Source organism: Streptomyces sp. NPDC054841 (assembly GCF_053611045.1).
The window spans coordinates 1-13,111 of record NZ_JBSGZO010000235.1 but is presented as its reverse complement, the minus strand read 5'-3'; the positions used below and the strand labels follow the sequence as shown (position 1 = coordinate 13,111).

The following is a 13,111-nucleotide window of genomic DNA, read 5'->3' as shown; positions in this document are numbered from 1 at the left end:
CCCCCAGACCGCACGAGCGGTGGGCGGGTCGACGGCGGGCGCGTGTCGTCAGATACGGTCCGGGCCCGAGCCGGTCAGGAGGCGAAGGCCCTCTCCAGCCTGGGAATCAGGTCTCGGAGATCCTCTTGCCAGCAGCCGGCGTTGTGGCCGCCGTTGCACTTGGTGCCCCAGCCGGAACCGTCGCCGTAGTTGACGTAGTAGTAGGACATGCCCAGGGCGTCCATGCCGGCCTTGACGTTCTTGGCCGCGCCTGCGACCCAGAACTCCGGTTCCAGGGGCGAGCCGCCTCCGTCGCCCACGTAGATGGAGACCCCGACTCCGCCCTTGGCGAGCCTGTCCATGTGCTGCGACGGGTCGACCTCGTTCCACCGCCAGTCGGCGTTGAACACCGGGTAGGGCGAACCGAACGCGGCGTCACTGTCCACAGCGGGCTTGTACGGGGAGTCGTTGGGGTCACAGGCCCCGGATGCCGAGCCGCAGATCGCGCCCGTCGCGTCGATGAGGGAGGCGACGACGGCCAGCCGTAGGTCCATGGACCTGACCGACAGGTCGATGTCTCCTGACAGGGATGCGGTCTGACTGAACAGGTCGGGACGGACCTGGGCGTAGTGGAAGGCTCCGAAGCCACCCATGGAGACGCCGGCGATGGCCCTCGCCTGCTTGGTGGCGATGGTCCGAAGGTTCGCGTCGATGAACGGAATCACCTGCTTGAGATGGAAGTTCTCCCAGTTCTGGGCACCGGCCTGAGTCTTCTGGTTGAGCCAGTTGGCATACCAGCCCCGTGCGCCGCCGTCCGGGATGACGGTGATCATCTGGTTCGACGTGGTCAGCGCCGGATAGTTCTGCTGGACGGGGTCGTCGGGTGATCCGTGCAGGAAGTACAGCACCGGGTAGCGCCTGCCCGGGTCGTCGTAGTAGCCGCTCGGCAGAATGATTTTGACGTGCTGCTCACCCGCGACCTCGGGTGTGGTCACGGTGAGGTAGAAGTTGGTGGCGGTTCCTGTCGGCGTGCCCACCTGGGTCAGGCCGAACCCGTTCGCCATCGGTGGCGGCGCGGTGCCGCCGTCGGCGGCCTGTGCCGAAGCCGCCGGCGCGACCATGGCCACGGCGGCGAGCATCCACGCCACCGCCAGTCGCCACCAGTTCGATCTCCTTGTCACGGCGTGCCCCCTCGTGAGTCTTTTCGGCATTCTCAGTTCAGAACCTTGGTCTGCAATTCCGGTGAGGCCGCGATCTGCTCCTCCGTGAACCGCTCGGTCACCCACTGGCCGGCCGAGAACAGCTTGGTCTGATCGGAGTAGTGCGGCGAGTTCGGGTTGGCCGACTGGGAGTAGGCCATGACGGAGAACGCCTGGGGCGAACCCTCGGAGGTGAACCGCACCTGCTGGATGAAACTGGAGCCGAAGACGATGTCCAGCTTTCCGTCGACCTGACCAGGAGTGATCACGTTCAGCACGCCCAGTTCGCCGATCGAGCCATGGACCGGGATCTGCTCACCGCCACGGGTGACCTTCTGGACGTCCGACAGTGACGCGTTCAGCGGAATTCCCGCCTTGCGCAGCGCGAGAACCGCCCGGGCCAACGCGTCGCGGACAGCGGAGTTTCCGGAGTCCAGCGAGTTGGGCGTGTGCACCGGGTCCTTGGGGTCGAAAGCAACCCGCCACGGCAGTTTCTCGTTCGACTGTCCGCCGAGCAGGCGGACCCAGTAGTTTGCGAACAGCCAGGATCCCCGGCTGTCCGCCGTGTAATTGTGGTCCTTCCAGGCGGCCAGGATCGGACATGCCTCGCTCACGTTGACCAGGTTGCCGTCCACCAGGACGAGCCCGAAGGGGACGCTCTGGCACGCCGTCACCGTGGCGTTGAGCGTCAGGTCGGCCGCCCTGCTGTTGTCGGCGAACAGCAACTTCCCCATGGTCTCCGGCGTGAAGCCCTTGCCCGGCAAGCCGTCGGTGCCGTTGATCCGGTTCTGTGCGGTCAGGATCAGCTCCTGGGTACGCAACGACCTGGGCGCCGCGGTGTCGCCCATCACCTTGGGGAAGGACAGCGGCTGCTCGGGATTGGCCAGCCAGGCGCTGTCGTTGGCGTTGCCCACGAAGTCGGACCGGATCAGGCGTGGCTGCTTGTGCGGGTCCAGCAGTCCTGGTCCGACCGCGTTCGGGTCGTTGGGCCAGTCGCACTCGCTGCGCTTGCCGTCGAAGATGGAGACCGGCGGCACATTCGACGGGCGTAACCCCGGGTTGAAGAGCAGCTGACCGGTCATGGTGAGGCACGACTTCGCGTGCTCGTCGGTGATGTTCGGGGTGGCCTGGATGTCCGCGTACAGCGCGTTGCCCTTGCGGTCGGAGGCGACGGTGTTGAAGAAGGGAACGCCCTGCGTGGTCTCCAGGGTGTTCACCACGTCGTGGACGTCCTTGGCCTGGTCGAGGCGGAACCAGGTGTTCATCGCCCGCAGGTTGTCCATGTTCACATCGCGCACCGCGTGCGCGCTGACCACCCAGGGCAGCGGAACGCCCTGGATCGATGTGGTGATCGGGCCGTAACGGGTGGACCACAACGTCCTGGTGACCCTGCCGAGAGAGCCGTCCGCGTTCCGCACGTCGACACCGACCTGCTGCGAGGTCATCTGCTCCCACTTACCGTCGACCAGGTACTTGGTCGGGTTCAGCGGATCCACCTGCACGTCGAACAGCCCGAACGGAGCTACGGTGGCGACCGTGTGGCTCCAGGCGACGTTGTCGTTGTAGCCGATGTTCACCGCGGGAAGTCCGAGCAGGCTGGCCCCGGAGACATTGACTTTACCCGGAATCGTCAGCTGGCTCTGCCACATCCGGTTCTTGCCCTGCCACGGAAAGTGCGGGTTGGCCAGCAACATGCTGGTGCCGCCGGACACGCCCTGCGAACCCACCGCCAACGCGTTGCTGCCCATGCCCTGTTGACTGCTCACCGCCATCGCGTCGCGGATCTTCTTCGCGGTCTTCGCGGGTGAGGAGGCCGGTGGCGCGGCGGTCGACGCCCCCGGGGGTGTGGCGTTCACCAGACCGTCCAGCAGCGCATCGGCGCTGCCCATGATGATTTCGGCATGCGCGTGCCGGTAGACGTCCAGCTCCGTGATCGGCCGCACCCAGGCCGCACCGCGGCAGGCCGGGTCGCTGATGTTGTTCACGCCCGTCTCGGACAGGTACCGGTTGTATCCCTGGACGTAGCCGCGGATGGCCTCTTTGACCTCCGGCTCCGGCCCGTTCGGGGCGGGCAGGTCCAGCAGCCGCTCCACCACCCCGTTGCCCTTGATCCGCTGGAAGTACAGGTCACTGTTGAGATTGGATGTGGTGTTCTGGTCCTTGCCGGGGCTCGTCCTGCCATCGGGTCCCAGATAGCGGGACCGCTGGGCGTTGACCATCAGATAGGTGTCGGCCAAGGTGCAGATGTTGTCCTTGGCCGCCGCGTATCCGTAGCCCGTTCCCAGGTCCTCCCAGTTGGAGGCGATGATGTGCGGGATTCCGTATTCGGTGTAACGGATCGTCGGCTTGTCCGGCCCCGGTTCGGCGGCGGCTGCCTCCGTGGCCGCCGACCCGGTGGCCGCCATTGTGCTCATCACCGCCACCGCGGCCATGACCGCCATCGGCAGCCTCGCTCTGAATCTCCTTCGCGCCATCGAGCCGTCCTTCCTCTGTTCACAGGCCGTCGTCTGAACGCGGCCACGCTAAGGAGGACCGATGAAATCTCGATGATGCCGACGCACCCCAGGGGCGCCAGTGCCGTCCGGTACTCCACTCGACCCCGTGTGACCGGGAGAAACGGCATCGCCGACGCGCTTCCGCCTGTCAGTCCGTAATCTTCCGGGGTCTCCCGGCCCCGTCCCGTTGCTACCTTCCAGACCGCCCACTTTTCGGCAACACCGGTATCCGCACGTCCATAGCGGCCACAACGGCGTCGACATCGCCAACGATGTCGGGACGCCGATCTACGCCGTCGGCGACGGCGAGGTGACCATTTCCGGGTACACCGGTGACTACGGCCAGTGGATCCGTGTCCAGCACCCAGACGGGAGGATTCCCGAGTACGGGCACATGTCCCAGCGGGACGTCTCCGTCGGCGACCACGTCGTGGCCGGCCAGCAGATCGCCCTGATGGGCGCCGAGGGGAACTCCACCGGTCCCCACCTCCACCTGCGGATCTGGGCAGACCGGTCCACCTCCTACGGTATCGACCCCGAGGTCTACCTCGCGGAGCGCGGCGTTGTGCTGCCTTGCACCCCAGGCAGCGGCCCGCGGCCCCGGCCGCTCGTGTATCCGGCGGAGTCGGGCCGAGTCGTGTCGGCGCGGTCGACGGACGGGCGCCTTGAGGTGTTCGGCGCCGGATCCGACGGCATCCACCACGCCTGGCAGCAGGGAGTCAACGGCAACTGGTCGGCCTGGGAAGCCCTCGGCGGACCCGGCAACGCCGAACTCGCCATCGCACCCAACGCCGACGGCCGCCTGGAATTGTTCGCCCTCAACGGGAACACCTTCCAGCACCAGTACCAGACCGCCCCCAACGGCGGCTGGTCCCGGTGGGACACCTTCGGCGGCGGCCGCGACCTGACCGTCGACCAAAACGCCGACGGACGCCTGGAAGTTTTCGCCTCCGGACCGGTCGGCGTATTCCACAAGTACCAGACCAGCCCCACCAGTTGGTCCGAATGGGAACCCACCGGCGGCCCCGCCGACTCGCAGCTCACCAGCGAACGTACCCCCGACGGCCGCGTCGAAGTCTTCCCCTCACTGGGTCGGAGCGGGACCCTTCGCGTACGTCTACGACCCGTCCACCTCCGCCGGCCCGCGCCATCTCAACGATCACACGCTGATCAAAGCGAAGGGCCGTCGGCACCTGTTCGGCATCGTCGGGGACAGCGCGCCGCGCGGCGAATCCCCGGACAGCTCGGCGGAGATCGCCTTCGCTCACGCCTCCGCGTCGAGCCCGCACGGGCCGTGGACCACCCACGCCGACGCGCTCACCGTCGACCCGTCCCATTTCGGCGAGGAGCACCTGTGGGCGCCGCACGTCGTCGAGGCTGACGGCAGGTTCTGGATGTTCTACGCCGCGGGCGGAGAGAGCGGTGCCGCGATCAACCTCGCCATGTCCAACGATCTGTTCACCTGGACCCGCGAACCCTCCGGGGCTCAGGATCGGTGGGAAGGGACTGAGGCGGGAAGCAGATGCTGATGAGGGAGTGGTGCGCGGCGACGTACTTCCCGACGGCCCGGCCCAGGTTCTCCCACGCCCGGCGCGGGATTACGTAGATGCCCCGCTACGTAGTTTCTGCCGACGCGACGGTTCCCTTCCCGGCGGCATGGTCGGTACCGCAGTCACGTAACGGCCCCGGACGCAAGGGGCAGACACGGTGATCACGGAGGCAGTTCTGCCAGGCATCGCGGAACCCCAGGGTCTGCGACCGCGCACCCGTCCCACAGCGACAGTCCTGGCCGGGGACGTGCCAGTGCACAGAGGGGGGAACACTTGTTCAGCTCGCATCCGGCCGCCACAGCCTCCGTCCCCCCAGCGAGCCGGGTGCGGGTAGCCGTCACAGCCCCCGATCCGATCAGCCATGAGGGTGTCCTCAGCCAGCTGCGCCGGCACCCGGAGGTCGACCTGTGTGAGGATCTCGGCTCCGCGACGGTGGCCCTGCTGGTCGAGGACGTTCTCGACGAGGCCTCGCTCGTCCGGCTGCGGCGGATGGTGCGCAGCGAGGGGGCGCGGGTGGTGCTCGTCGTGGGGACGATCCGGGAGAACGAACTGCTGGACGTCATCGAGTGCGGTGCCACAGCCATCGTCTGGCGCCGCGAGGCCACCGCACATCGGCTGGTGCAGGCGGTGCTGACCGCAGCCGAGGGCGGTGGCGATCTGCCCGCGGACCTGGTCGGCCGACTCATCAGCCAGGTGGGGCAGCTGCACCGGGGTGGCGCCGACCGGTCGGGGACCTTCCTGGGTCTCACTCCGCGCGAGGCGGACGTGATGCGGCTGGTGGCCGACGGCCTTGACACGACAGAGATCGCCACCAAGCTTTCCTACTCCGAACGCACCATCAAGAACGTCATGCATGGACTCACTACCCGCCTGCATCTGCGCAATCGTTCGCACGCGGTGGCGTACGCACTCCGCGAGGGTTACATCTGACCGGACGGGCGACGGAGGGGCACCTTGAGGCAAGAAGCGCTGCCCCGCCGTCGTCCCCACTGTGCGTGCACCCAGGACGGTGCAGGGAGCACGATCGATGACAGGGGGGCGCGGAGCCACCCTCGGCGGGTGGCGGCGGGCGGGAGCGCGAAAGTGATTCATGAGGTGGACGAGGTCCTCAAAGAGGTCCTCGGCAGCGGGGCACTGGATGGCTCGGGTATCGAGGTGTCCTTCGACGTCCCCACCCGTGACTGGGCGGCCCGGCGCAACGCTCCGGTGGTCAACGCCTACCTGTACGACATCCGGGAGGACGTGTCCCGGCGGCAGGGCGGTCGCGCGCCGGTGCGCGACGAGCGGGACATCGTCGTCCGCCGCCGCCGGGCTCCGCGCTGGTTCCGGCTGTCCTACTTGGTGACGGCCTGGACGAAGACTCCGCCGGACGAACACCGGCTGTTGTCGGCGGTACTGGCGACGCTGCTGCCTCATGAGCTGCTCTCTCCTCAGCAACTTCCGGGCACGCTGGGCCTCCTCGGCCTGCCGGTGCCGGTGTCGGTGTCGGTGGGCAGCGTCCCTACGGACTCGCGTTCCCTCGCCGAGATCTGGTCCGCGCTGGGCGGCGAACTCAAGCCTTCCCTTGACGTCGTGGTGACCGTGCCGTTCCCGGCGTACCCCGAGTACGACGCCGGGCCCCCGGTCACGGAGGGCGCGGCGGTCCGGGTACGCGATGTGGACGGCGGCTCGCTCCGGTCGGCGGAACGCGCCCACCGGCCCCACCACGTAGCGGCGGCCCGCGCCGCGCGCGAGCAGAAGGCGGCCCGCCGCAGGGAGCAGTCATGAACACCTCGGCCCCGGACAGCACCTCACCCACAGCCGCCCGGCCCCGGGACCCCGAGGCCGCGGACCCGACCCGCTCCCTCCTCGACCGGCTGGCCGGACTGCGGCAGACGGTGACCGCCCTGGTCGAACACCGGTCCGCCGACGACCCCACCGCGAACGACCCCCTGCGCGGCCTCTACGTGTCCGAGGAAGCCGTGCGCCGTTTGCTGCGCACCTGGCCGCACCCGGTACCGGACGCGGCCGTACCGCCGGCCGGGCCGACGGGGTGGCTGGAGGACACCGACGACCGGCTGGCTCGGACAGCCGTCCGGCTTCGGCTGACCGAGCTCGATACCGCCGTGGTGCTCATCGCCCTCGCCCCCGACCTCGACCGCGCCTTCGAACCGCTCTACGGCTACCTCAACGACGATGTGAGCCGCCGCCGCGCCACCGTGGGACTCGCCCTCGACCTGTGCGGGGTGCCCGGGCACCTGCCGGAGGCCCGCGCACGCTTCCACCTCTCGGCGCCGCTGCGCGCCCTCGGTCTGCTGACCGTCGAGGAGGCCGACCGCCCGCTCCTCACCCGCTCGTTGTGCGTGCCCGATCGCCTCACCGCCCACTTGCTGGGCGACGACACCCCGGATGCCGCGCTCCTCGGCCGGCTGCTGCCGATGCCGGACGCGCTGCACACCGCGGAGCACGACGAGGACTTCGTCCAACGGCTGGCCACCCGGCTCGGCGAAGGACCGTTCACCGCCTACCTACGCGAACACCGCGAGGGCGACGCCCTTGCCGCCCTCGCGTCCGCTCTGCACACGGCGGGCGTAGGCGCGCTGCGCTTCTCCGGTTCCGCGGACCACGTCCCGGAGCTGCTGCGGGAGGCCCGCCTGAGCGGCCGGGCGGTCGTGGTGTGCGGTCTGCCCGGCCAACCGGGCCCGATGGTGAGTGAGTTGACCGGAGCAACGGACGTGACCGTGTTGCTGGCCGATCCTCGTCCGTACGATCCGCAGTGGTCCGCGCACGACCCGCTGGTGCTGCAGGCGCCCCGGCATCCGGCAGGAGGTGCGGCCGCCTGGCGGACCGCGCTGGGTCCGGCCGCCGACGGCTTCGACCTGGCCGGCACCGTGGCCCCGTACCGCCTCGGTGGTGAGCGCATCGGGCGCGCCGCCCGTGCCGCCGCGGCGCTCGCCGCCTTCGACGGGACCCCGCTCACCGCCGCCCACGTCCGGCTCGCCGCCCGGCAGCAGTCGGCCTCGGGCCTCGAACGGCATGCTCGCCGGATCCGGCCCGCGGTGGACTGGCGGGACCTGGTCCTGCCCGACGGGCCACTCGCCCAGCTACGGGAACTCGCCCTGCGCGCCCGCCACCGTGACCGGGTCCTCGGCGACTGGCGGCTCAGTGCCGGCGGTGGCCGCGGGCGCGGAGTCGTCGGACTGTTCGCGGGAGAGTCCGGCACCGGCAAGACGCTGTCCGCGGAGGTGATCGCCGCCGATCTGGGTGTCGATCTGTACGTGGTCCAGCTGTCCTCGATCGTGGACAAGTACGTCGGCGAGACCGAGAAGAACCTGGAGCGGATCTTCACGGAGGCCGACCGCACGGACGCCGTGCTCCTCTTCGACGAAGCCGACGCCGTTTTCGGCAAGCGCTCGGAGGTCAAGGACTCCCACGACCGGTACGCCAACATGGAGAGTGCGTACCTGCTGCAGCGCCTGGAGTCCTTCGACGGCATCGCCCTGCTGACCACCAACCTGCGGGCCAACATCGACGACGCCTTCACCCGCCGTCTCGACCTGGTGGTCGACTTCCCCTTCCCGGACGCCGGACAGCGTCTGGCGCTGTGGCGGCACGGCCTGTCGCACATGCCCCGCGCCGAGGACATCGACGTCGACGCCCTCGCCCGGGACTTCGAGCTGGCCGGAGGCGCGATCCGCAGTGCGGTGGTCACCGCCGCCTATCTCGCGGCCGGCCGGGACCGGTCGGTCGGGGCGAGCGACCTGTGGGAGGGCGCCCGCCGCGAGTACCGCAAGGCGGGCCGACTGGTCCCGGGCGAAGCGAACTGGTGACGGCGAGGGCCGTCGCCCTTCCTGCCACGTTCCGCCACGCGTTCCGGGTACCCTCCCCGCCACGCGGCGGCGTGGTCACACGGTGAAACGGACCGCCTCCAGCTGGAGGTTCAGCTCCATCGGGCTTCCGCCGTACTTCCACCCGCCGGGGTCGGTGCACGTCTGGCCCATCCACTGCCTGTCCTTGACATAGGAGTCCTGGCACACCGAGCCGTCGAAGACCTTGAAGGTCAATCCCTGTATGGGAGGGTCCGCCTCCTTGTCGCTGCCGATGACCATGTCCTGCTCGTCGACCGCCGACAACCACTCGTCGCCCTTCCGCCAGCCCTCGCCGACATAGGCACTGGAGCCGGTGACGCCCTTGGTGCCGGACACGGCGATGTTGAGGGCTTTGATGGGCGTGCCCTTGCCCACCGTCCCGGCCTCGGCCCCGTCGCACACCGGGTCCTGCCAGCCGGCGTCCGCGACGTAGGCGCGGTAGCAGATATGCCGGCCCTGGCTGCGTGCGGCGAGCTCGCGCACCGCGGTGGCCGCGGTCCGCTCCGCGGGCTGCTCGGGCTGGTCCTCCCCACCGTCGCCCCCTGAGTCGCCGGGCTCGGCGGAGTCGTCCGGCTTCTTGTCGGGTTGGGGAGGCGCGCTACTGATCGGTGCGGACGGCTTGGTCGGTGCGATGTCGTGGCCCGCCAGGGGCTTTTCCCGCGCCGCACTCTTCAGCTGCGGCTGGAACGTCAGCCAGATGGTGACGAACGCGATCGTCAGCGCGAGGAGCAGGCCGAAGCTGGTGGCCAGCCAGCCCGGCAGGACCCCGCGCTGCACATAGGTTCCGTCCACCTTCATCGGCTCGGTGCCGGAGCGTCGCACGGTCAGCGCATACGGCTGCTCCTGCTTGGAACCGAACCAGGTGATCTGCCGCGGCCGCAGTGTCGCCTTCATGAACGCGGCCCGGCCCGGATCGATCTGGACGTTGCCCGGCTGGAGGTCGTACGACAACCGGTCGCCGGTGTCACTGCCGCTGAGCGAGGCGGTGACCTTGGTGTTGCCGAGGTTGTCCACGGCCAGTCGCGGGCGCCCCCGGAACCGCCCCTTCACCGTCGGCGGCACCAGCTCGGCGCGTATCTCGGTGAAGGGGGTGATGGTGAGGTTGCCCTCGGGGACGGCGGGGGAATCCGGATGTTCGGTCGGGGTGATCCGTACGGCATAGGGATTCGGGCCGGCGGTCGCGTCCGGCGTACGCGGCGGCGCGAACGTCAGCTCCACCGTGCCGGTCGTTCCCGGATAGAGCCGCAGCGTTTGCGGCTCCACCGTGGTCCAGGGCGCGAGGGCACCGACCGGTTCGAAGCGGTACTCGTCGACGATGTCACCGGTGTTGCGCACCTTCAGCCGCACGGTGGTGCTGCTGCCGGGGTCGACGGTCGCAGATGCAGGTTCCAAAGAGGTCCAAAGGCTCACGCCACGACGCTAGGAGGGAACGCGGGTTCCGTCAGGAGGCTGCCGGGCAGAGCTGGTTGCCCTGATGGGCGGCGGCGATGTCCTCCGGTCCTGACGGGTCATCGGGGAGCCCGTCCCGCACCGGCCTTGGCCTTGTCCTTGTCCTTCTGCCCGGGGTAGAACTCATCACGTATCTTTGGTGCCCGGCTGTTCTTGAATGTGTATTCATTCACTCTGAGAACCTTCTTGGCCAGTGACGCCGGGGAGATATTGTTGCCCGGGCGCCCGTACATGATCTCCCCCAACAACCTCCTGAATCCCTTCTCGAATTCGGGAATCTTGGCCATGACCTCGCCGTCCTTGAGTCTTTTCCATTCGCTGTAGAAGGCGGGATCAAGGGTCTTCATTTGACCGACGATCTCATCCTTGGTCTTCCCATCCGCTTGCCGGGCCTGCTTTGGTTCCTTGTTCGGCTGGTCCAGCAATTTCGGTAGCGCCGACGATTCGATGCCGAACCAACTGGCGATCGCCTTCTTGGTGGCTTGCTGATTCTCCTTGTTCGTCAGTTCACTGATCCTGTGGATCAGGGAGTCGGAGAACTGGTAACTGTCTTCCTTCGCGGGCCTCTTCCCTTCCCCCTTAAGCTTCACCCGCTTCTCCCGTTTCTTCTTGAGATCCTCATCCATCTCCTTCAGCAACAGCGGCTCGATGTTCTTCTTGAAATCTTCTGAATCGTGCTGATGCCGCACATTCTGCGTGGCGGGGGCAGGCGCACCCGGGCCCTGGCCGGATGTATTCGTGCGCCGGCCGGACTGACCCCCGATGCTGACCCGGCCCGTTCTGGTCGTCAACTCGGGGACCGAATCGGAATCGCCCGAGGCATCGCTGGTGGACGCGGTGTCCGACATGTACTGCTCGCCGACGTTCGGGTATTTCAGATACTTGAGCTTGCCCGTCTCCTTGTCCCGCACCTCCTTCAGCGTCAGCCTCTGCTGCCGGTCGCCCTCGTCGTCCGATTCGACCTCGCCGACCCCCTCCCCTTCAAGGGCGGACGCCTTCCTGGGGGCCGAGACGTGGCTGATCTGCATATTCCCCATCCGCTCACCGAGATCGTCATAAAATTCCTCGGACTTCTCCCCGGCGTCTCGGTAGTTGTACTTGACGGCGGATTCGACAGCGCCCGTGAAGTGGTGGTTTCCGTTCGGGTTGTAGCGGAGGTCGATCTTCAGATCTTTCCGGACGAATTCCAAAAGTCCGAGACAGGCTTGACACGGCCGCTTTCGGCCACGGATGAGCACGGGGCCATCGAGCGGGGTTTCGCTGTTGACCTCTGCGCTGTTGAGCAACATCAGCAGCTTCTGCTCGGCGTGCACGCTTTTCTTCATGTCGCCGTTGACCAGAATGTACGCATACTCCTCGTACTGGCCGGTCGGCTTGAGCAAATCGGCCAGATATTCGCGGTATTTGGGGTCCTTCGCTCTGGCGTTGGAGACATCGATCTTGCGGATGTACTTCATTTTGCGCAGGCCCTGCAGAGTTCGGTTGTCGCGTTTGTGGGACGCGGCCCGGGCATCCGGAGCCGGACCGTCCACGTCCATCGCCGAGTCCAGCGGCACCGACGGCATGGCCTGTGTCTTGAAGCCTTCGGCAACCTTCAGCCGGGCCTGCCGGTCGCGTTGTTTCCGGTCGTAGTTCCTCGCCGATGTCGGCGCGGGGCCGGGGGCGGCGCCCTTGTCGGTCTTGCGTCGCTTGCCGGCCTGGGGGCCGCCCGCGGGTGCCTGGCGTTTGCCCGAATCCGTCGTCACCGGCTCCTGCTCCTCGTCGGCCTCATGGCCGAGGCTGTCGAAGTCGGTGAGCATGATGTCCCGCAGGGCCTGGGCATCCGCGTCATCCGAGTCTGTTTCGGGGTCGGCGGCCTGGAGCGCGGCGTGGAGATCGACGGCGGTCTGATTCAGGTTGGTGGCGAAGACCAGGTGGCCGTTGATCAGCATGGACTCGACCTCCTGCTCCTTCTCGTCGGCCGACGCCGAAGCCTCCCCCTCCGTCGTCCTGGTGGTTTCCGTCTCCGGTGTCACCAGATGGCCGAGGGCGTTGTAGAGCACACGGCTGATGTGCCGCAGACTCTGTTCGTCCGGCTGCTTCTTGTAGGAACGCGGGAGACGGATCATGGCGTTCGGAGTGACCCGGCCCGCATGCGGGTCCTGCTGCCTACAGGTGCACTGCCTGGCTCTTGCGTCGATCTCCTCGAAGCGCCGCTTCCAAGCCGTCTGGCTCTTCGGCTCGCTGCTCTCCTCGGCCTCGCCCGTGGCCTTGGCCTTGCCCTTGGTGTCCTTCACGCGGGCCACGACATGACTGCCGGCCATGCGCTGCAGGGTGGGCATGGCCGGGGCACCACCGGATCCCGCCCTGCCGCCTGTGACGGCCCTCTGGGCGATCACCGAGGGTGCGGTCTTCTCCCCCGCGGCGAAGGCGGCGCCGTCGGTGTCCGCCTCTCTCTCGGAGCCCTGGTTGGGGTCGGTGACCGGGATCCCGGCGCTGTTGACGTGGCCCGTCTCCGGTTTGCCGTTGAGGTTCGCGCTGAGGTGACTGAGCTCGTGACCGACGATCTGCGGGTTCCCTGCGACCGCCGGCGGGATGAAGACATGGTTGCC

Annotated in this window: 6 protein-coding genes and 2 pseudogenes; 4 read left to right on the top strand and 4 right to left on the bottom strand. The window is 68.1% G+C overall.

Annotated features, from left to right (window positions below):
• Positions 1-74: 74 nt before the first annotated feature.
• Both ACWGI8_RS26725 and ACWGI8_RS26720 read right to left on the bottom strand, forming a co-directional pair.
• Positions 75-1,160 carry an alpha/beta hydrolase gene (locus ACWGI8_RS26725; protein ID WP_453664628.1) on the bottom strand — a complete coding sequence of 362 codons (1,086 nt, stop codon included), beginning with the start codon at positions 1,158-1,160 and terminating at the stop codon, positions 75-77.
• 32 nt (positions 1,161-1,192) lie between these two features.
• The gene (locus tag ACWGI8_RS26720) at positions 1,193-3,592 is read right to left on the bottom strand and encodes a penicillin acylase family protein (RefSeq protein WP_453664627.1); all 2,400 of its coding nucleotides are present in this window, start codon (positions 3,590-3,592) and stop codon (positions 1,193-1,195) included.
• A 268-nt stretch (positions 3,593-3,860) separates the two neighbouring features.
• Between ACWGI8_RS26720 and ACWGI8_RS26715 the strand changes: the two are divergent.
• The 4 genes and pseudogenes from ACWGI8_RS26715 to ACWGI8_RS26700 all read left to right on the top strand — a co-directional run.
• Positions 3,861-4,772: pseudogene (locus tag ACWGI8_RS26715) on the top strand (peptidoglycan DD-metalloendopeptidase family protein); the annotation flags it as partial.
• 724 nt (positions 4,773-5,496) lie between these two features.
• Entirely contained in the window at positions 5,497-6,153 is a 657-nt protein-coding gene (locus ACWGI8_RS26710; protein ID WP_453664625.1) for a helix-turn-helix transcriptional regulator, read from the top strand.
• Between the two features lie 153 nt (positions 6,154-6,306).
• Positions 6,307-6,990, top strand: a complete 684-nt coding sequence (locus ACWGI8_RS26705; protein WP_453664624.1) for a DUF4255 domain-containing protein — start codon at positions 6,307-6,309, stop codon at positions 6,988-6,990.
• The gene (locus ACWGI8_RS26700; protein ID WP_453664623.1) at positions 6,987-9,032 is read left to right on the top strand and encodes an AAA family ATPase; all 2,046 of its coding nucleotides are present in this window, start codon (positions 6,987-6,989) and stop codon (positions 9,030-9,032) included. The genes ACWGI8_RS26705 and ACWGI8_RS26700 overlap by 4 nt, the downstream gene beginning before the upstream one ends.
• A gap of 75 nt (positions 9,033-9,107) precedes the next feature.
• Here the strand turns inward: ACWGI8_RS26700 and ACWGI8_RS26695 are convergent, their stop codons facing one another.
• A complete protein-coding gene (locus tag ACWGI8_RS26695; protein WP_453664621.1) occupies positions 9,108-10,481 on the bottom strand; it encodes a COG1470 family protein in 1,374 nt (457 codons plus the stop codon).
• A gap of 98 nt (positions 10,482-10,579) precedes the next feature.
• Positions 10,580-13,111: pseudogene (locus tag ACWGI8_RS26690) on the bottom strand (hypothetical protein); the annotation flags it as partial.

Coding starts and splice junctions, on each gene's coding strand:
- ACWGI8_RS26720 (WP_453664627.1), bottom strand. CDS start 3,592: ATGAGCACAATGGCGGCCACCGGGTCGGCGGCCACGGAGGCAGCCGCC.
- ACWGI8_RS26700 (WP_453664623.1), top strand. CDS start 6,987: ATGAACACCTCGGCCCCGGACAGCACCTCACCCACAGCCGCCCGGCCC.